The organism is Rhizobium halophilum (assembly GCF_021648825.1).
Classification (GTDB): Bacteria; Pseudomonadota; Alphaproteobacteria; order Rhizobiales; family Rhizobiaceae; genus Neorhizobium; species Neorhizobium halophilum.
Genome location: NZ_JAKJHS010000017.1, coordinates 16907 through 36466 on the forward strand (window position 1 = coordinate 16907; position 19560 = coordinate 36466).

The 19560-nt window shown below is 61.4% G+C and carries 22 protein-coding genes; 12 read left to right on the top strand and 10 right to left on the bottom strand.

The window, feature by feature from the left end; translation table 11 throughout:
• Window positions 1–22: 22 nt before the first annotated feature.
• The 4 genes from LXM96_RS19945 to sppA form a co-directional block, all read right to left on the bottom strand.
• Window positions 23–2545 carry a ligase-associated DNA damage response DEXH box helicase gene (locus LXM96_RS19945; RefSeq protein WP_394802008.1) on the bottom strand — a complete coding sequence of 841 codons (2523 nt, stop codon included), beginning with the start codon at window positions 2543–2545 and terminating at the stop codon, window positions 23–25.
• Between the two features lie 50 nt (window positions 2546–2595).
• Window positions 2596–2943: a DUF1049 domain-containing protein gene (locus LXM96_RS19950; RefSeq protein ID WP_240000315.1), complete on the bottom strand. Its 348-nt coding sequence runs from the start codon at window positions 2941–2943 to the stop codon at window positions 2596–2598.
• 108 nt (window positions 2944–3051) lie between these two features.
• Entirely contained in the window at window positions 3052–3351 is a 300-nt protein-coding gene (locus LXM96_RS19955) for an integration host factor subunit beta (RefSeq protein WP_240000316.1), read from the bottom strand.
• Window positions 3352–3377: 26 nt separating this feature from the next.
• The gene (gene sppA, locus LXM96_RS19960; RefSeq protein ID WP_240000317.1) at window positions 3378–4331 is read right to left on the bottom strand and encodes a signal peptide peptidase SppA; all 954 of its coding nucleotides are present in this window, start codon (window positions 4329–4331) and stop codon (window positions 3378–3380) included.
• Window positions 4332–4504: 173 nt separating this feature from the next.
• On the opposite strand from sppA, the gene lptC reads away from it, so the two are divergent.
• From lptC to rpoN, 4 genes are all read left to right on the top strand, one after another.
• The gene (gene lptC, locus LXM96_RS19965; RefSeq protein WP_240000318.1) at window positions 4505–5188 is read left to right on the top strand and encodes an LPS export ABC transporter periplasmic protein LptC; all 684 of its coding nucleotides are present in this window, start codon (window positions 4505–4507) and stop codon (window positions 5186–5188) included.
• Window positions 5189–5220: 32 nt separating this feature from the next.
• Window positions 5221–5739, top strand: a complete 519-nt coding sequence (locus LXM96_RS19970) for an LptA/OstA family protein (protein WP_240000335.1) — start codon at window positions 5221–5223, stop codon at window positions 5737–5739.
• Between the two features lie 33 nt (window positions 5740–5772).
• Window positions 5773–6555: an LPS export ABC transporter ATP-binding protein gene (lptB, locus tag LXM96_RS19975; RefSeq protein WP_240000336.1), complete on the top strand. Its 783-nt coding sequence runs from the start codon at window positions 5773–5775 to the stop codon at window positions 6553–6555.
• Window positions 6556–6674: 119 nt separating this feature from the next.
• A complete protein-coding gene (rpoN, locus tag LXM96_RS19980; RefSeq protein ID WP_240000319.1) occupies window positions 6675–8222 on the top strand; it encodes an RNA polymerase factor sigma-54 in 1548 nt (515 codons plus the stop codon).
• A gap of 3 nt (window positions 8223–8225) precedes the next feature.
• On the opposite strand, the gene LXM96_RS19985 is transcribed toward rpoN, so the two are convergent.
• The 3 genes from LXM96_RS19985 to LXM96_RS19995 form a co-directional block, all read right to left on the bottom strand.
• On the bottom strand, window positions 8226–8864 hold the full coding sequence (locus tag LXM96_RS19985; protein WP_240000320.1) for a YitT family protein: 639 nt from the start codon (window positions 8862–8864) through the stop codon (window positions 8226–8228).
• Window positions 8864–9514 (bottom strand): YitT family protein, encoded by a 651-nt coding sequence (locus tag LXM96_RS19990; protein WP_240000321.1) that lies wholly within the window; start codon window positions 9512–9514, stop codon window positions 8864–8866. The genes LXM96_RS19985 and LXM96_RS19990 overlap by 1 nt, the downstream gene beginning before the upstream one ends.
• 106 nt (window positions 9515–9620) lie before the next feature.
• The gene (locus LXM96_RS19995; protein WP_240000322.1) at window positions 9621–10553 is read right to left on the bottom strand and encodes a methyltransferase; all 933 of its coding nucleotides are present in this window, start codon (window positions 10551–10553) and stop codon (window positions 9621–9623) included.
• 144 nt (window positions 10554–10697) lie between these two features.
• On the opposite strand from LXM96_RS19995, the gene LXM96_RS20000 reads away from it, so the two are divergent.
• The 3 genes from LXM96_RS20000 to LXM96_RS20010 are packed head-to-tail and all read left to right on the top strand — an operon-like array spanning window position 10698 to window position 12807.
• Window positions 10698–10964, top strand: a complete 267-nt coding sequence (locus LXM96_RS20000; protein ID WP_240000323.1) for a DUF6460 domain-containing protein — start codon at window positions 10698–10700, stop codon at window positions 10962–10964.
• 2 nt (window positions 10965–10966) lie between these two features.
• The gene (locus tag LXM96_RS20005) at window positions 10967–11455 is read left to right on the top strand and encodes a CAP domain-containing protein (protein ID WP_240000324.1); all 489 of its coding nucleotides are present in this window, start codon (window positions 10967–10969) and stop codon (window positions 11453–11455) included.
• A complete protein-coding gene (locus tag LXM96_RS20010; protein WP_240000325.1) occupies window positions 11455–12807 on the top strand; it encodes an MATE family efflux transporter in 1353 nt (450 codons plus the stop codon). The genes LXM96_RS20005 and LXM96_RS20010 overlap by 1 nt, the downstream gene beginning before the upstream one ends.
• On the opposite strand, the gene LXM96_RS20015 is transcribed toward LXM96_RS20010, so the two are convergent.
• Entirely contained in the window at window positions 12783–13874 is a 1092-nt protein-coding gene (locus LXM96_RS20015; protein WP_394802009.1) for a quinone-dependent dihydroorotate dehydrogenase, read from the bottom strand. The two genes, LXM96_RS20010 and LXM96_RS20015, sit on opposite strands and share 25 nt — an antisense overlap.
• Entirely contained in the window at window positions 13871–14218 is a 348-nt protein-coding gene (locus LXM96_RS20020; protein WP_240000326.1) for a DUF952 domain-containing protein, read from the bottom strand. Before LXM96_RS20020 ends, LXM96_RS20015 begins: the two co-directional genes overlap by 4 nt.
• Window positions 14219–14313: 95 nt before the next feature.
• Here LXM96_RS20020 and LXM96_RS20025 point away from each other — a divergent pair, with 95 nt between their 5' ends.
• The 3 genes from LXM96_RS20025 (at window position 14314) to LXM96_RS20035 (ending at window position 16331) form a co-directional block, all read left to right on the top strand.
• Entirely contained in the window at window positions 14314–14718 is a 405-nt protein-coding gene (locus LXM96_RS20025) for a hypothetical protein (protein ID WP_240000338.1), read from the top strand.
• Window positions 14719–14826: 108 nt separating this feature from the next.
• Window positions 14827–15477, top strand: coding sequence for a response regulator (locus LXM96_RS20030; protein WP_240000327.1), 651 nt, complete (start codon window positions 14827–14829; stop codon window positions 15475–15477).
• A 194-nt stretch (window positions 15478–15671) separates the two neighbouring features.
• Window positions 15672–16331: a LexA family transcriptional regulator gene (locus LXM96_RS20035; RefSeq protein WP_240000328.1), complete on the top strand. Its 660-nt coding sequence runs from the start codon at window positions 15672–15674 to the stop codon at window positions 16329–16331.
• 13 nt (window positions 16332–16344) lie between these two features.
• Here the strand turns inward: LXM96_RS20035 and LXM96_RS20040 are convergent, their stop codons facing one another.
• On the bottom strand, window positions 16345–17223 hold the full coding sequence (locus tag LXM96_RS20040; protein ID WP_240000329.1) for a transporter substrate-binding domain-containing protein: 879 nt from the start codon (window positions 17221–17223) through the stop codon (window positions 16345–16347).
• Window positions 17224–17564: 341 nt separating this feature from the next.
• Here LXM96_RS20040 and LXM96_RS20045 point away from each other — a divergent pair, with 341 nt between their 5' ends.
• Both LXM96_RS20045 and LXM96_RS20050 read left to right on the top strand, forming a co-directional pair.
• Window positions 17565–19181, top strand: a complete 1617-nt coding sequence (locus LXM96_RS20045) for a glycosyltransferase family 2 protein (RefSeq protein ID WP_240000330.1) — start codon at window positions 17565–17567, stop codon at window positions 19179–19181.
• A 105-nt stretch (window positions 19182–19286) separates the two neighbouring features.
• Entirely contained in the window at window positions 19287–19448 is a 162-nt protein-coding gene (locus LXM96_RS20050) for a Thivi_2564 family membrane protein (protein ID WP_240000331.1), read from the top strand.
• The last annotated feature ends 112 nt before the right edge of the window (window positions 19449–19560 follow it).

A 19560-nucleotide genomic window follows, 5' to 3' on the forward strand; every position in this document is an offset into this window, starting at 1 on the left:
TCTTTCCATGGCGCGAAGGGCATCAGGAAAGCGCCTCCGCAATCAACTCCTCGGCGGCTTCCTGCAGCACCGCATCCTGCGCCTCTCCCGGAACCGACTCTCGCCCGATCTCCAGCATGATGGGAACGGCGAGCGGTGAGACGTGGTCGAGATCGCGGTGGGTGATGTGCCCCTTGATTCGCGCCAGCATATCGCCAAGCCGGCCGATATCCAAAAGACCGGATGCCGCATCCCGCCGCGTCGCGTCCAGCAGGATGTGATCCGGTTCGTGGCTGCGCAGCACGTCGTAGATGAGGTCGGTCGATACCGTCACCTGTCGGCCCGTCTTTTCCTTGCCCGGGTGGCGCCGCTCGATCAAGCCGGAAATCACGGCGCAATTGCGGAAGGTGCGCTTCAACATGTAGCTTTCATCAAGCCAGGCCTCCAGATCATCGCCCAGCATGTCTTCGTCGAAGAGGTCGGTGAGGCTGATGCGGCCGTCGTCGATCATGCCGCCGATGTCGTTCAGCGCCCATACGGCCAGCGAATAATCGGTCGCGACGAAGCCTAAGGGACGAGCGCCGAGGCGTTCCATCCGTCGGGTGAGCAGCATTCCGAGCGTCTGGTGGGCAAGCCTACCCTCGAAGCAGTAGGCAATCATGAAGAAGCGCTTGCCACGCGGAAAGGTCTCGATCAGCAACTCGTCCTTGCTCGGCAGCATCGAGCGGTCCTGCTGGATCTCCAGCCACTCGCGAACCTGATCAGGAAGCGACTGCCACCGCTTCGGATCGGCCAGCATGCCGCGGACCTGATCCGCCAGATAGGTGGTGAGGGGAAACTTGCCACCGGCATAGGCCGGGATCTTCGGGTCCATGGTGAACGCATTGGACACCAGGCACTCGTTCTCGCGGATGCCTTCAAAGCGAAGAACCTTGCCAGCGAAGAGGAAGGTGTCTCCCTGCACCAACTGTTCGAGGAAATACTCCTCGACCTTGCCGAGGGAGAGGCCGCCGCGGCCGAGCGTGCCCTTGGCGTTGCGCTTGACCAGACGGACGTTGAGTTCGGTCGCTTCCACGATCGTGCCGAGGTTCAGGCGGTACTGCTGGGCGATCTGAGGGTTGGAAACGCGCCAGCGGCCCTCCTGCGTCTTGCGGATCTTGGCATAGCGTTCATAGGAACGGAGCGCATAACCGCCGGTCGCGACGAAATCCACGGCGCGCTCGAACATTTCCCAGGAGAGTTCGGCGTAAGGCGAGGCGCTGGTGATTTCCTCATAGAGCTCCAGCGGATCGAAGGGCTCGGCACAGGCCATGCCAAGGATGTGCTGGGCGAGCACGTCGAGCGCGCCCTCCCCCACCGGCGGGGTATCCTGGGCGCCGAGATAATTGGCATCCAGCGCCGCCTGGCACTCCATCACCTCGAAGCGGTTTGCCGGCACGAGGATTGCCTTGGACGGTTCGTCCATCCGGTGATTGGAGCGGCCAATGCGCTGGGCGAGGCGCGAGGCCCCCTTCGGCGCACCGACATGGACGACGAGATCGACGTCACCCCAGTCCAGGCCGAGATCGAGGGTGGAGGTCGCCACCACGGCGCGCAGCTTGTTGGCCGCCATGGCCGCCTCCACGCGCCTTCGCTGGCCCGCGTCCAGCGAGCCATGATGCAGCGCGATCGGCAGGTTGTCCTCGTTGATCGTCCAGAGCTCCTGAAACAGGAGTTCAGCCTGGAAACGGGTGTTGACGAAGATGAGCGTCGTCTTATGGCGCCTGATCTCCTCGTAGACCTCCGGAATAGCATAGGTGGAGACATGGCCCGACCAGGGGATGCGCTTGTCGGTATCTAGGATCGTGATGTCGGGAGCGGCACCCCCTTGGACATGCACGAGACCGGCCGGGGGTGAAGGGTGCTCTCCCTGCGGCACCAGCCAGCGCTGCAGGTCCATCGGATCCGCGACGGTGGCGGACAGGCCAATCGTCTGCATCTGCGGCGCATGGCGGCGAATGCGGGCAAGGCCGAGCGACAGCAGGTGTCCCCGCTTCGACGTCACCAGCGAATGCAGCTCGTCGAGGACCACGTATTTCAGGTCCTTGAAGAAGCGCTCGGCTTCCTTGTTGGCAAGCAGCAGCGCGACCTGTTCCGGCGTGGTCAACAGGATGTCGGGCGGGGTCAGCTTCTGACGCTGGCGCTTGGCCTGAGGGGTATCGCCCGTGCGGTTCTCGATGGTGACCGGCAGGCCCATCTCCGAGACGGGCTTCATCAGGTTTCGCTCGATATCGACAGCCAGCGCCTTCAACGGCGAAATGTAGAGCGTATGGATGCCGATAAATGCGGAGCCCGGCGGGATCTTGCCCCGACTTGTCAGGTCGGTGAGCGACGGCAGGAAGCCCGCGAGCGTCTTGCCGGCGCCGGTGGGCGCGATCAGCAGCATGTTCTCGCCGGCCTGCGCCCTCGCCAAAAGCTCGAGCTGATGGGCACGCGGCGCCCAGCCCTTCTCGGCGAACCACTTCAGGAACGGCCGGGGCAGAGAGACGGCGTCACGGCCGGCAGATGGGGTTTCGACGAGATCCACGGCGAGAAGATAAGCAAGCCGCGGCTGAAAGAAAGAGGTTCAGCGCCGCGTCAGTTGCGAGGGAGCGCCGGACCTGCGGGCACGACGGCCGGCGACTGAGCTTTCTGCCGGTCCGCCTCGGTGTGCCACTTGATTGCCTCGCGCGCCTCAATTCGAGCCTGTCTGCGGTACCGCCCTTGCGTCCACCAGGTGCCGACCGAGCCGATCAACATGCCGAGGATGAGCGAAAGGAGCAGGAAGAGGAAAAACGGCGCTGTGAGAGAGAGAACGCTGTCGTCCGGCCTGAACGGGTTGAGCGCGAGCGTCACGCTTTGGCGGTTGGCGACCGACAGAACGATGAGCAGCACGCCGAGCGGCACCAGGATCACCAGGGTGAGGATCTTCTTGAGCTTCGTCATCTCTCTCCGCCTCGTCTAGCCTCGGGCTCGATTCTAGCCCTCATGAGGCAGAATAGGCGCCGTGCGGCGCCTTTCAAGAGCATCTGCCAGGATGGGTGCGGCCGCGCGTCAATCCGCCTCGTCGCCCATGCCGGGGTTGAGTCGCTCGCGCAATTCCTTGCCCGTCTTGAAGAAGGGAACCCACTTCTCCTCAACGAAGACGGATTCGCCCGTACGCGGATTGCGGCCAGAGCGCGACGGGCGGTTCTTGACCGAGAAGGCGCCGAACCCACGCAGTTCGACGCGGTTTCCGGAGGCCAGCGCATCGGTGATCTCGTCGAGGACTGCGTTGACGATATTCTCGACGTCACGGTGATAGAGGTGCGGATTACGTGTTGCGACGATCTGCACCAGTTCGGACTTGATCACGCTTGCCCCCGGAAGAAATTGGATTTTCACTCTTTTCCAACCTGCCAAACCGAAACCAGGCCGTCAAGGAACAACTTATCGCCTCCCCACGGGCGCAGCGCTGCGGGTCCGAAGACTTCGCTCAACCCGGTCAGGCGGACGAACTCCGCCATGGCATGGGCAAACCAAAGGGAGGAGGAGTCGTCGCTGTCTTTCCACTCCACCATCGGCAGATCTTGGCTGATCCCCCGGCTCTCCAGATACGCACGAATTTCGGGCTCACCGCCCAGGGTGTCGATGAGCCGGACCTGCAGAGCCTGGCGGCCGGTGAAGATCGAGCCGTCGGCAAGCCGCAGTGCTTCCTCACGCGACAGCTGGCGCCGCTCGGCAACCAGGTCGACGAACCAGTCGTAGCTGTCCATGATCATGGAGCGGATCATCTGCTGGGCCGCCTCGCTCGGCGGATGGAAGGGAGAGGGTTCCGCCTTCAGCGGCGCGGATTTGATCTCCTCCAGCGAGATGCCGAGCTTGTCCATCAGCTCGGCGATCTGCGGATACTGGAATATGACCCCGATCGAGCCGGTGATGGAATTGTCGCCAGCAACGATCGTGTCACCGGCAGCGGCGATCATGTAGCCGGCGGATGCGGCAAGCGTGCGGATATCGGAGACCACTGGCTTCTTTTCGGCGACCGCGCGGATCGCCTCGAAGATGCGCTCGCCGCCATAGGTGGTGCCGCCCGGCGAAGTGATGGAGACAACCAGCGCCTCGGCGCTATCGTTTTCGGCAATCTCCTCCAGCCGCTCGAGGAGCTCGGTGTCGTCCTGGATCATGCCGGTGATCTTCACCTGCGCCACATGCGGAAGAACCACGCCGCCCTCAGCGCCGCCGAGCCGGTAAAGGGCGAAGCCGAGACCGACGATCACGAGGAGCGCAAGGACGCGCCAGAAGGTGAGCTTGCGCCGCAACCGCCGGCGGTCGAGGATTGCCAATTGGTCCATGAGATTTCCCTGTTGTCCGATGGCGGCCGGAGCGATTGCCCCTCCTGCGCGTCGGCTATCACGTTTTTATGTTGCCGTTATTGTTTGTTGATGCATAGAAACCATATTACGCAGAGATAGGGAAGCTTCGCCGACCACTGATACGGAGGCGAAGACAAGGAATACAATCAAGGATGTTGCAAAGAATGCTGAGATCCCCCGCGCCCGCCTTCGCCGGGTCAGCAGCGGGCGACGCATATCAGGCGGCGCGGCGCCATTCGGCCCGCGTGCGCAGGCTACGGATTTGGCTGCCGATCGGTGCGACCTTGATTTCCTTCGCTTTTATCGGCGTCTCGGTTATTCGAGCCTATCTTCCGGAGGATATCAACATCGAAAGCGCGCGCATCGAAAATGGCAAGATCGTCATGGAGCGACCCGCCATTGCCGGACGCAACGACGACGGCATCAGCTATTCGATGACCGCCGTGCGGGCGCTCCAGGATATCAAGAACCCCAATATGATCACGCTTGAAAACGTCAAAGCGGCGGTACCGGTCAACGAGGATACGATCGCCCGCGTCGTCGCGACCGCGGGGATCTTCGATCGCGGAACCGATCGCATGCAACTGACGGCTCCGTTCGACATCAACCTCAGCAATGGCACAACGGCAAAATTTCAGTCCGCGAACCTCGATGTGAAGGCAGGTACGCTGGTGACGCAGGATCCGATCTCCATCACCACCAGGCAAGCCTCCATTGTTGCAGAGTCTCTCGATATAGCGGATAACGGGAAGATCATTACATTCTCCGGGCAGGTTCGGGTCAACATCGACCCTGCCGCACTTCGCAACACGGAAAACGAGAGCCGGGAACCATGACCTTTCGTAGATTGTCCACCATCTCTGCTTCCATGTTCACCGCCGCTGTTCTTTCGCTTGCTGCGGCTACACCTGCCTCTGCGCAGAACACGACGCGACAGATGGATGGGATGAAGCTATCCAACGATGAGCCTATCCAGATCGAAAGTGATCAACTGGAAATCAAGGAGCAGGAGAAGACTGCCTATTTCACTGGCAATGTGAAGGTAGTGCAGGGTGCAACCACCATGCGGGCTGGCAAGATGAGGGTGCTCTACACCGGCGAAGGCGCCTCGATGACCTCGGGCAACACAGACATCGACAAGATCTTCCTGGATGAAACGGTTTTTCTGAGCTCGGGAGAGCAGAAGGCCACCGCCGACAAGGGTGAATTCGACATGGCGAGCCAGACCTTCGTTCTGACCGGCGACGAGGTCGTCTTGTCGGAAGGCCAGAATGTCTTCAAGGGCTGCAAGCTGACCGTCCGGATGGAAACGGGCGAGGCAAAGCTTGACTCCTGCGGCGGGCGGGTCGAGATCCTGCTCGACCCCAAGTCGCGCCAGCAGCAGTAAGACGGCGACCACGTGAAATTTTCCCTGCCGAACATGCTGGCCCAGAAGTCCAGCGGGCGTGACCCGTTCATCGCGAAGGATCGTGAGCGCTACGAGGGTACCCTCGTTGCCCACGGCTTATCCAAGACCTATGACACGCGCCGGGTTGTCAACGGGGTCTCGCTCGTCGTGCGCCGTGGCGAGGCTGTGGGCCTGCTTGGACCAAACGGCGCCGGCAAGACCACCTGCTTCTACATGATCACCGGACTGGTGCCAGTGGATGAAGGCATGATCGCCATCAACGGCAACGAGGTCACCGGCATGCCAATGTATCGGCGTGCCCGGCTCGGCGTCGGCTACCTGCCGCAGGAAGCATCGATCTTCCGCGGATTGACCGTCGAGCAGAATATCCGGGCGGTTCTGGAGGTGCATGAGCCGCGTAAGGAGAAGCGGGAGCGCAAACTCGACGAGTTGCTCGAAGAGTTTCACATCAGCCACCTGCGCAAGTCCGCGGCCGTAGCCTTGTCTGGCGGGGAGCGGCGGCGGTTGGAAATCGCCCGCGCTCTGGCGACGGACCCCGCCTTCATGCTACTGGACGAACCCTTTGCCGGTGTCGATCCAATATCGGTTTCGGACATCCAGAACCTGGTACGGCACCTGACCGCCCGCGGCATCGGCGTGCTGATCACCGACCACAACGTCCGCGAGACGCTCGGCCTCATCGATCGCGCTTATATTATTCATGCGGGGGAAGTGCTCACTCATGGCCGCGCTGACGACATCGTCAATAATCCCGACGTTCGGCGGCTCTATCTGGGCGACAAGTTCACCCTCTGAGCAATAAAACAGGCGTCGCGCTTACGGCGCTTGACCAAATCTTTCAAAAAAGCAATTTTTGGGCCAGTTGACGTTTCGCATGGCGAGACATCAGCCGTGTAGGGAGTATGCGTCCGCCCATGTCCTTGTCCGCCGGCCTTTTACTACGTCAGAGCCAGTCACTGGTCATGACGCCGCAACTGATGCAGTCCATTCAGCTGCTGCAGATGACGCATCTTGAGCTTTCACAATTCATCGCGCAGGAGATCGAAAAGAACCCGCTGCTGGAACTCGTATCGAGCGACCAAGGCGAGCATGCAGATACGCCCTCCTCCGAGGAGCACCCGGTCGCCATAGCGCCGGATCATGGCGACGACGCAAATGGTGATGATGCATGGGGCGCATCTCATCCAGAGGTCGGGCGAGCAGACCTCAGCGAGATTGATGCAGGCTTCGACAACGTCTTCCAAGATGATCGGGAGCCGGGCAAGGCAGATGCCCCGGAATTGCTTGGCCAGTGGAAGTCCATGCCCGGCGCCGAGGCGGCAGACGACTACGATCTGGAGGACTTCGTCGCGGGCCAGGTGACGCTGCGCGACCATCTCATGCAACAGGTGCCGTTCCTGCTTCAAAATGCGGCAGACCGACTGGTTGCGCAACACCTGGTCGATTACGTCGACGAGGCGGGCTATTTCTCCGGCGAAGTGGCGGATATTGCGGAACGCCTGGGACGCGAGCCACAGCAGGTGGAAGACCTGCTTCAACGCCTGCAGACACTCGACCCGCCTGGCGTCATGGCACGGTCCCTCAAGGAATGCCTCGCCATTCAGCTTCGGCAACGCAACCGGTTCGATCCCGCCATGGAGGCACTGATCGACCGACTGGAGCTTCTTGCACGACGGGACTTTGTGACACTTCGGCGGCATTGCGGTGTCGGCGACGAAGACCTTCTCGACATGCTGTCGGAAATCCGCAACCTGAACCCGAAGCCGGGAAGCAGTTTTGAACGCAGCACCTGCGAGACAATCTCTCCGGATGTACTGGTGCGGCGCGGCGCGGATGATCGATGGGCGATCGAACTCAATCCTGAGACCCTGCCCCGCGTGCTGGTCGACCGCGATTACTTCCGCAAGGTCTCGGCCTCCTGCGGCAAGCAGAAGGATGATCAGGCTTTCCTTTCCGATTGCATGCAGAGCGCCAACTGGCTGACTCGCAGCCTGGACCAAAGGGCCAAGACCATTCTGAAGGTGGCGACCGAAATCGTGCGCCAGCAGGATGGCTTTCTAACCCACGGCGTCGATCACCTGCGACCGCTCAATCTCAAGACCGTTGCCGATGCGATCAAGATGCATGAATCGACCGTCAGCCGGGTGACGTCGAACAAATACATGCTGACGCCGCGCGGCCTGTTCGAGCTGAAGTATTTCTTCACCGTCTCGATCGGCTCGGCCGACGCGGGCGGCGACAGCCATTCGGCGGAAGCTGTGCGCCACCGCATCCGCGCGCTGATCGCCCAGGAGAGCCCTGAGGCCGTTCTTTCCGATGACGACATTGTCGTCAGCCTGAAACAAGGAGGGGTCGATCTGGCACGGCGGACGGTCGCCAAGTATCGGGAGGCGATGAACATCCCCTCCTCCGTGCAGCGCCGTCGCGAGAAGCGGGCGATGGCGAAGCTTGCCACCGCCTGAACTTCAGCGGACGACGTATCGATCCGTGCGGTGATTGATGGCGAGCGTCAGGTTGAGGGTCGCCGCGGCCAGAATCGAGAAGAAGATTACCGCCGGGCTTGCCACGAAGAAGGAGAGCGCCAGGACGAGGAGATCGAGGCCCAGCTGAACGAAGCCGGCGCGCCAGCCGAAGCGATCCTGAAGGTAGAGTGCCAGTATTCCGAAGCCACCCAACGAGGCCCGGTGGCGGAAAAGCGCTAGCATGCCCATGCCGATCAGCAGCCCCCCGAACAAAGCTGCCGCGACCGGATGAAGATGGTCAAAGCCAATCAGCGTCGGAAGGACCTCCGTCAGCAATGAGGTCAGCGCCACCGCAGAGAAGGTCTTGATGGTGAACGCAACGCCCATACGGCGATAGGCCAACCAGTAGAATGGGAGGTTGAGCGCGAAGAAGACGAGGCCGAAGCTGAGCCCGGTGGAATAACGCACGAGAAACCCGAGGCCGGCCGTGCCGCCGATCAGCAGGCCGGCTGACGCAAGCATAGTGACGCCGAGAGCCGCCAACATGCTGCCTGCGGCGATGGCCTGGACGTCTTCGATAACCGAATGGCGGTCAGACGTGGAGGCCCAGAAGCCGACTGGCGTCCTTCCTTCGCCTGCCATCAGCGCACCACGATATAGCGGTCGGAGCGATGGTTGATCGCCAGGAAGATGTTGAGGACCACCGCGCCGAGAACCGACCAGAGCACGATCTCCGGTGCAACCACAAAGAAGGCGCAGATCATGACGCAAACGTCGAAGGCAAGCTGCACGAGCCCCGCCTGAATACCAAAGTGCTCCTGGATGTAGATCGCAAGAATACCGACGCCGCCGAGACTGGCGCGATGCCTGTAGAGTGCCAGCAATCCATAGCCCAAAAGCAGTCCGCCGAGCAGCGCGCCCCACGCAGGGTGAAGATACTGGATAAGCAGGAATTCTTGTTGGATCTCCGTGATCACCGACGCAAGACCGATGGCAATGAAGGTCTTGAAGGAGAAGGCGAGCCCCAATCGGCGAAACGACAGGTAATAAAACGGCAGGTTGACGATGAAGAACAGCAGTCCGAAGGAGATGCCAAAGGCGTAGTGGAGCAGGAAGGCAACGCCGGCCGTGCCGCCCGTCAGCAAGCCAACCTGGTTCAGGAAGTAGAAGCCGAGCGCCGCAACCAGGGCGCCGGTGACGAGCCCCTGCGCATCCTCAAGCAGCGTGTGCTGCGACGGATCGGCGCTGTAGAACCCAAGGCTGCGCTTCTGGGCCTGCTTCTGCTGAGTCAAGGAATGCCTCTACCGTAAATTCTTCTGAACCTCGCGTGTAAGATTTTCCCCCGGCTCCTTCAACAGCCAGCAGAAGCGACAAGAGAAAAAGCAAGAATAGGGATAGTCAACCTTCCTTCCGCGACAGAAACAACATCCCGGGAACCGGCTTTCCGCGATCGAGACGGATGTCGGTCGGCATCGTCGCGACCGTCTCAAAGCCGGATTTCTCCAGCAGGGCACGGATGTAGGGTTCAGTATGGGCGTACCGGAGCGACTCCCGCAGTTGGAACCCCTCGCTGCCCGTCGCCTCTTCCACCGAGAAGGCGAAGTGGCCACCCGTCGACAGCAAGTCGGCCACAAGCGGCATAACGGTCTCAAGCGAGCCGAGATAGATCAACACATCTGCGGCGGTAACGAGATCGGCACGAAAGGTAGGACGTCCTGGACCGAACAGTCCTGCCGCTTCTGCCGGCAGATTGAGATCAGCCTCTGAAAGGTAATCATAGATCGCCTTCTGCTCCGCCTTGGCGAGCATGTTGGCCGAGAGATCGAAACCTTCCAGATGGTCCGTCATGTGCCGAATTGCGGCTCCGAGCAGACCGGTACCACAGCCGAGATCAACCGTCAGACGGAATGGCGCTTTGTCCGCAATCATTCTGGCGAGGTCTTCAGGTATTCGATAGTTCAGCCTTTCAACCAGCGCCTCGTCAAAGCGTTCGGCATAATCGTCAAAGAGGCTTTCGACGTAGCGGCTCGGCGGCAGGTCCGGCACTTCCGCTGCTCCCAAGAGGGCAAGCTTCAGGCGAGCACCGAAGACGTCTTGCGGATCGAAGCGCAAGGCTTGACGGTAAGCGTCAACCGCACCTTCGACCACAGCGTTTCGTTCGCGGTAGTCGGCGAGGCTGAACCAGCCAGCGGCCCAGTAGGGAACCAGCTCAAGCGCCTGTTCGACGAGTTCGGTCGCAGCGAGAAGATCGCCGCTCTCAGCGAGCATGCGAGCGTACTCGACGCGACGATCGGCAAGGGCATCGCCGGAGGAAAACTGGCTGTGCGGCATGGATTGTCTCGAGAGGGTGCGGGTTATTGGCTGAAGCCACAAAAAAACTCAAGTTCTATTTGAGTGCACCTGCTTCATCCCACACGGCGTCTTGCGGGACGGCCACTGGCCGCCTATGTCTGCGCGCGCAACGGAGATTTCAGAATGTCGGAACGAGTCAATCGGCTCCTCGGCGACACGCCGGGACGCACGCTCGTCAAACTGATCGTGGTATCGCTGGTCGTCGGGTTCGTCATGGCGGTCTTTGGCCTCGACCCCTGGGACATCGTCTACAGCATCCGCAACTTCGTACTCGACTTGTGGTACCAAGGGTTCAACGCATTGGGACGCGTGGGCGACTATCTCATTCTTGGCGCCACCATCGTGATTCCGATCTTCATCCTCCTCCGGCTGATCAGCTTCAGGCGATGAGGATGAGCGGGCGATTTCTCATGTCGTCCCGCCGGGACATGCTCATCCTGACCGGCGTCGGGTTATTGCTTGCGTCATGCTCAACCGTTGGCGTGCTGGCTCCCGTAGAAGGCGCCGAGGACGAGACGTCGGACGCACTGCCACTCATCAACAGAGTGCGCACCGAACGTGGCCTCTCCCGATTGGGCGCCCAACCGGCCGCGCGCAGCGCCGCACAGGAACAGGCGGTGCGGATGGCAAAGGCAGAGCAGATGACGCATCTGATCGGCCTCGGTGACGACTTCAAGTCGCGCATGAAGCGCCGAAACGTGCCACTTCCGGCGGCAGAGAACATCGCGAGCGGCCAAGGTTCGGTGGAAGAAGCCGTGCAGGCCTGGGTGAACTCTCAGCGCCACCTCACCAACATGCTGGGCAACTATAACGGCCTGGGCGTTGCGGTGGCGCGCTCAGCGGCATCACGCCCCTATTGGGCCATGGTGCTTTCCGCCTGATGGAGGCGAGGCCCGAAGCGTCGTCCACCACCCGACCTTTCGAGGTGACCCACCGTTTGGTGCTGTCCATTGCCGTGCCGATGACACTCGGCCTCCTGACCACGCCGCTGCTCGGCATCACCGATACGACCGTGGTGGGACGGATGGGGCAGCCGGAGGCCTTGGCCGGATTGGCTATCGGCGCCATCCTGTTCGACCTGATCTATGGCAGCCTGAGCTTCTTCCGAACATCGACCACCGGGCTTGCGGCCCAGGCCTTCGGCCGCGACGACCTGCGCGAGCAGCAGGCGGTCTTTCTGCGCGCTGCCCTCAGCGCAGTCGGGCTCGGCCTGCTGATGCTGCTTCTGGCGCCTCTGCTGCTGCGGTTTGCGCCGGAGCTGATGACGGACGACCGAGCGGTGGCCGAGGTGGTGCGCAGCTACTTCGCCATCCGCGTTCTTTCCAGCCCGGCCACCTTCGTCAACTATGCCGTTCTGGGCTTCGTCTTCGGACGGGGCCAGGCAATGCTGGGGCTGATCCTGCAGATCCTCTTGAACGGTACGAATATCCTGCTCTCGATTTATCTCGGGCTCGGCCTCGGCTGGGGCATCGCCGGCGTTGCCTGGGGAACGGCGGCAGCCGAGGCGCTGGCGGCGATCGTAGGGACTGCCGTCGTGATGCGGCAGCTCTCCGCCGCAGGCCGCCCTTCATGGGCAGAACTGATCGATCCTGCGAAGCTGAAGCAACTGTTCCAGCTCAACGCGGACATATTGATCCGCTCGCTGGTGCTGAACGGCGCCTTCGCCCTGATGACCCGAGTAGGTTCGAGCTTCGGCGCCGTGACGCTGGCAGCGAACGCTGTGCTGATGAACGTCTTCATGCTGTCCGCCTTCTTCCTCGACGGACTGGCCGGCGCGGCCGAACAGCTTTCCGGCCGAGCGGTCGGCGCGAACTACCGGCCGTCCTTCGAGCGGGCGCTGAAGCTGACGGCCGGATGGTCATTTGCCATGGCAGGTTTGCTCGGGCTCTTCTTCATCGCGCTCGGTGTCCCGATGATCGAATTTCTAACGACATCGACGGAGGTCCGGGAAGCGGCGGCAACGTATCTGCCTTGGGCAGCGATCACGGGATTAACCGGAGCGCTGGCCTTCCAGATGGACGGCGTCTTCATCGGCGCTACGTGGTCGCGCGAGATGCGCAACATGATGCTGCTGTCATTTGTCGCTTACTGTGCAGCCCTCGCGATTTTGGTCCCCACACTCGCCAACCATGGGCTGTGGATGTCGCTCAATCTCTTCCTGCTGATGCGAGGGTTCCTGCTGCTGGCGCTGGTACCGCGCAAGTCGGCTCAGAGCTTCGCTTCCGCCCACTGATCGACGCGGCTGTCGCGCAGATCTCGGATGGAGGCGACCCCTTCACGGTCGAGGAGGCGCGAGAGTCCGCCAACGATGCGGGCGGGGAGCGATGGGCCTTCGTAGATCATGCAGGAATAGAGTTGCACGAGATCGGCGCCGGCGCGGATCTTCTCCAACGCATCCTCGGCAGTGGCGACGCCTCCGACGCCGATGATTGGAAGTTCCGGACCAACCCGTTTGCGCATCTTGGCGAGCACTGCCGTCGACAGCCGGAAGAGCGGTGCGCCGGAGAGACCGCCAGCTTCCCCTGCCTGCGCCATGTCGGTGAGGCCGGCGCGGGAGAGTGTCGTATTGGAAACGATGAGGCCGTCGAGATGATGCGCGAGTGCTTCGGCCGCGACGTCGTCCAGCCCCTCTTCCGGCAGATCAGGGGCAATTTTCAGGAAGACCGGCAGCGGCCGGCCAAGACGGGACACCTCTTGCGCCCGCGCAGCCAGCACCGCGTCGAGCAGCGCCTTCAGGCTTTCGCGCGCCTGCAGGTCGCGAAGGCCTGGTGTGTTGGGTGAGGAGATGTTGACGGTGAAATAGCTGGCGAGCGCTGCAAAGCGACGGATGCCGGCGACGTAGTCGGCAATCCGGTCATCGCTGTCCTTGTTGGCACCGATGTTGACGCCGACGATACCGCCCGCGTTCTTTCGTGCTGACAGCCGCACATGCGCCGCCTCGTGGCCTTCGTTGTTGAAGCCCAGGCGGTTGATGACGCCGCGGTCAGCGACAAGCCGGAAAATGCGCGGCTTCGGATTGCCCACCTGCGGACGCGGTGTCAGCGTGCCCACCTCGGTGAAGCCGAAGCCGAGCCGCAGCAGCGCATCCGGCACCTCGGCATTCTTGTCGTAGCCGGCAGCCATGCCGAGCGGATTGGCGAAGGAGAGGCCGGCGACGGTCTGAGCGAGCCGGGGATCCGGCTTGAGAGCGCAGGCAGGAACCAAGCCGCTCTTCAGCGCCTTGATCGACATGCCGTGGGCGGTTTCCGGCTCAAAGAGAAAGAGACCCTGACGGGCAAGATCCGAAAGACGGACGATCACTGCATGCCCTCCGGAAAAATGTGGACGTCGTCTGGCCCCAGCGGCAGCGGCTGCTCCCAGAGGACCGCATCGAGCGGGAGCGTGGCGTAGAGATGGGGAAAGAGATCGCCGTTGCGGGACGGCTCGAACTTCAACGCGGGTCCAAGAACCTCGCCATCGACCGCCACCAGCATGAGATCGTCTGCGCCGGCAAAGTGCAGCCGCGCCGTTTCTCTTGCCTGAGCGGACGTGGAGAAGTGAATGTAGCCGTCCTTCAGATCGATGGGCGCACCTTCAAACACACCTTTCTTCTGCGCGGCCTGCCACAGACTTGTCGGAACGATCTTGTAGACGATATTGGACATCAGGCAGCTTTCGATCGGGCACGGTGGGAAGTCGATCGCCTGCGTTTGCCGCAAAGCCCGACGCTTGTCCACCGAAAGAGAGGGATGACAGGATGATGAGACCGCTTGTGCTATCGCTGGCGCTTCTGCCAAGCCTTGCCGTGGCGCAGGAGGCGGAAGGTCAGCGCTTCCAACTCGAAAGAACGGACAACGGCCTCGTGCGCCTCGACCGGCAGACGGGCGCCATCTCACTCTGCCGGGAAGACAACGGCACGCTTTCCTGCCGGATGGCTGCCGACGAGCGCGCAGCCTACGAACAGGAACTCGACCTGCTCGAGAAACGTGTGAGCGCCCTGGAGGACCAACTGGAGCAGGGGAGAGTCTCGCGTGACCTTCCCGGCGAAGCAGAGATCGAGCAGAGCCTGTCGATCATGGAGCGCTTCATGCGGCGGTTCATGGCCATCATCGAGGAATTCACGGCAGAGCGAGATCAGCAAGAACAGGCACCCGATCGCACCTGAAACGGCATCTCAACGCACGAACCTCCCGCCGCTATTGTTTCCCGCGCAGCATAAGCGTAGATTATCCAACAACGTCCTGCGTCTATGCTCTTGGGAGGGAGCTTTAGAATGCACACACTTAACATCATCATCGCCGACGACCACCCGCTGTTTCGCGGTGCGCTGAAACAGGCCGTAGGCAGTCTTGCTGCCGATGTTTCCATTCTCGAGGCAGGTGATTTCGACGAAGCGCGGCGCGCCGTACTGGACAATCCGGACGCCGACCTGATGCTGCTCGACCTTGCGATGCCCGGTGTCAGTGGATTGTCGGGACTGATGTCGTTAAGGGCCGAGTTCGCTGGTGTTCCGATTGTCATCGTCTCCGCCAGCGACGACCCTGCAACCATCCGGAGATCCCTGGAACTCGGCGCTTCGGGCTTCATCTCGAAATCCTCCGGGCTCGATGAAATCCGACAGGGCGTCCATGCCGTGCTGGAGGGTGACATTTGGGCGCCGGAGGGCCAAGTGCCCGTTGTCGAGGAAGATCCAAGTACCAGTGAACTTCTGGAACGGCTGCGGACATTGACGCCACAGCAGAGCCGGGTTCTGACAATGCTCGGCGAGGGCCTGCTCAACAAGCAGATTGCTTATGCGCTTGGCGTGTCGGAGGCGACGATCAAGGCGCATGTGTCTGCGATCCTTCTGAAGCTCAACGTCGACAGCCGAACGCAGGCAGTCATCAAGCTCAGCAAGATCATCAACATGCCGCTGGTCGCGTGACCCCCATTCAGAGGATTTTATTCCTTTCCCCTCTTTACCGCCCTCCCCGTCTCCGATAAATTCGCGGAGCTGGCACGATTTTCGTTGTCAGGCCGCAGACATGCGCTTTGATGAGGCTTGCTCGCGGATTGGGATCAGGTGGCGAGAGGGGCGGAGCACTGTTTCCGTCTCCTTGAGCCGGAGACGCTACGGCTATGCTGTCACACGAAACGATCTGGCGCGCCATTGATGCCCTGGCCGAGCGCCACAAGCTGACGCCGTCCGGTCTGGCCAGGCGTGCGGGCCTCGATCCGACCGCGTTCAACAAATCGAAACGTCACGGGCCTGATGGTCGGCTGCGCTGGCCTTCCACAGAGTCGATCGCCAAGGTCTTGGATGCGACCGGCGCCAGTGTTGAGCAATTCTTGAGCTCGATCTCGCCCTCCCATTCGCCGCTCCCCGATGGGGCATTCCCGCCGCAAGCAGGGACAATCCCGCTACTGGGATTTGCTCAGGCTGGTGCCGGCGGCTTCTTCGACGACGGTGGCTTTCCTGCCGGTCAGGGATGGGATGTGGTTGAGTTTCCTGCCTCCCCGGGTCGCAAGGCTGGTGTGTACGCACTCGAAGTACAGGGCGAATCTATGATGCCGCTCTACCGGGATGGGGACGTATTGATCGTTGAGCCGGGAGCTCAGGTCCGCCGGGGAGACCGCGTGGTAGTGAAGACGCGCGAGGGCGAGGTGATGGCTAAGATCCTGATGCGCCAGACGGCGCGCACCATTGAACTTCATTCACTGAACCCGGAACACCCGAACCGCAGCCTGGATCTGTCTGACGTCGAATGGCTCGCTCGGATCATCTGGGCAAGCCAGTAAGATGGGAATTCTTTCAGTATAACCCATAGGGAAAATAGCGCAGGTAGATGTCCTGCAGACGTCCGCTGCGGGAAAGCGCCGCAAGCGCGTGGTCGAAGGCAGCTGCCAACGTTGAGTTTTCCTGCTGTAGCATGACCGCTAATCCCTCACCCAGAAACTGCTCGGAGAGGTAGGGTCCGCCAAGAAGGGCACAGCAATCTTCGGATGCGTCGCCAGCGATCCAAAACGGAAGCGTGAGTCCGTCCGAGAAGACCGCGTCAAGCCGGCTTGCCTTCAACGCCTCGAGCATCGCATCACGGTCCTCGAACGCAACCGGGATCACTCTTGGGAAAAAGGCCCTCAGCATTGCCTGATGTGCAGTGCCGTTGACGACGCCAACCGGACGTCCTGCGAGCGACTGCGGTCCTTCGCCAACGATACGCTTCGACTTGAGGCGGGCGAACCGGGCCGGAATCGTAAGATAGGTGCGTGAGAAGCCAAATTTCTGCCGCCGCTCCGCCGTGACGGCCACTCCGGCCATCACAGCCTCACCTGATCCGCTTGCAAGTGCCCCCTCCAGTTCCTCGAACGGCAAGGCCTGAATCTGGCAGCGTGCCTCGATTTCCAGTTCGGCACAAATCTCCCGCGCAAGATCAATGTGGAAGCCGGCAAGACGACCGGTCTGATCCGCGAAATTGAAAGGGGGAAAATCTACGGTGGTAAGAATGCGCAGACGCACAAGGTTGGAAAGGTCCGGCCGCGGCAGCCGCTCACGGGCATCGAAAAGTACCGGAAGCTGATGCTGTTCTGGCTGCGCCGCGGCGCCACCGAGAAATGGAGCGAAGGCACACGCGAAAACAACCAGCGCGAGTATTATCCCCCGGGTTTTCAGGGATGAAAGCGGAGGAGGCATCCATATGATCCAGATTAGGACGGCTATGGTTGATGGTGTATCAGAGTCATGCGTCTGGGGGAATATCCACAATCAGTAGGGGCCCTCAGCGAGGCTCCGCAGGCGGGGACACCACCCGGTTCGTTCGGTGCGGGCAACGAATGTGCAACGACCGATCTCGCCGATGAGGCTAGAGCCCTGCAATCGCTCGGATTCGCCAAGCCGCTGGTCCAGACCCTGGCGGAACGAGCTCGACGCAATGGCACCACCATCGAAACGAGCTGCTACATCATCCTGGCATCGAGGAGCGTGCCTACTATGGCGCCATGGCGCGCCTGCTACGGCTTCCGTTCATCGAAAGCATGCCCGCAGAAGCCGTCATCGATACCGATACGCTCGACACGCAGTTGCACCGCCCGATTACCGTTCGCGTCCACCACCGGCGCGAGGCGCCGCAGGTAGCCGTGGTACCGGAAGCGGCCAGATTGGCAGACCTCGCCGCGGCACTGATCAACCAGCCGATGCTACGGCGGGATCTCGCGATTACCACACCGTCGGCCATCAGGGCTGCCGTGTGGCACACGGGTGCGCAGCGGCGAGTACGGCAAGCGATCTCCTCGCTCTTCGACGACCTTCCACGGTTCTCCGCCCGCACTGTTCTGACGGGATCTCAGGGCTTCCTCGCCGGCATGTTCCTTTCGCCATTCCTGGCCGCGCTCCTGATTGCACCAGAGCTTGTCCTTCCAGTGCTTCACCCCGTTCTCTCCTACCTGTATCTCGCCAGCCTCCTGCTGAGGATTCGAGCGCTCACCTATCGCAGGCGAAAGCGATACCGAGAACCGCCGCCGGTGCCCGGACCCCTTCCCTGCTACACTGTCCTCGTTGCTCTTTATCGAGAAGCGACCGTGGCAGAACAGCTGGTTCGCTGCCTCAAGCGGCTCGATTGGCCGCCCTCACTCCTCGACATCAAGCTCGTGTGCGAGGCAGACGACGAGGACACCATCACCGCGCTGCAAGCACAGATGCTGCCAAGACACATGGAGATCATAGAAGTCCCACCGGCTCATCCACGGACGAAGCCGAAAGCGCTCACCTACGCACTTTCCGGAGCGCGCGGAGAGTATCTTGTCATCTATGATGCAGAGGACCGCCCGCACCCCGGCCAGTTGCAAGAGGCGCATAAGAGATTTTGCGACCTCCCCCCGGATGTCGCCTGCCTGCAGGCACCGCTGATCATTACCAACGCCCGCTCTTCATGGCTCAGCGCAATCTTCTCGCTCGAATACTCCTCCTTGTTCCGCGGACTGCTACCGATGCTATCGCAGTACCGGATGCCGATGCCGCTCGGCGGCACATCCAACCACTTCCGAACTCAGGTGCTCAAGGAGGTTGGGGGCTGGGACCCGTTCAACGTGACGGAGGACGCCGATCTGGGCTTGCGCCTTTTCCGCCTCGGCTATCGGGCTGACGTCCTGCGGCGCCAGACGCTCGAGGACGCCCCTATCAGTGCCAAAATATGGATGGGTCAACGGACCCGCTGGTTCAAGGGATGGGCGCAGACATGGTTGGTGATGATGCGCCAACCCAGGGGGCTTGTTCGGGAAATGGGGCTTGGAGCGTGCCTGATCTTTCACCTCATGATCGGAGGCATGCTGCTATCGTCCCTGCTCCATCCATTGATCTTCGTTTTTCTCGCACAAGGTGCAGCAGCGATGATGGAGGCGCCTGCCGGTTCGATACCCGTGTCAGTGATCTGGCTATTCTTCGTCGACACGGTGAACATCTTCGGCAGTTACCTCATCTTCGTCGCACTCGGCGTGAGCACGATGACGGAGCACGAGAAGCGTTTGCTGGGGCCGCGGTGGATGGCCGTCCCCCTCTACTGGATGATGACGTCGATTGCGGCCTGGCGTGCCATCATCGAACTGAGAGTTCGTCCCTTCTTCTGGAAGAAGACGCCACACCAGCCCGTGAAGTAGCGACACGGGCAATCCCATCCGATGGTGATGCCGTCACGATCTACTTCCTCTTCAACAACCCCGCCCTATATGTCGACCCGTAACCGATTTTATCAGGACTTTCCGATGTCTGTACTTGTTAGCCTGCTCGTCACGTTTCTTGTCATCGTACTGGTTCTCTACCTGATCGCACGCCTGCCCATCGACGGGCGCGCCAAGCAGATCGCCCAAGTGATCGTCATCATTATCGGGATCATCTCGCTGCTGCGATATCTCGCCGTGTTTTGATATCGGCAGGCCGTCTGAGAACGGCGCAGCAGTTTTGCCCGACCTGAGAGATAGGTGACGAAACGTACCGGGGACATGGGTAACACTTTCCGTTTTGCGGGAGGTGTTGATG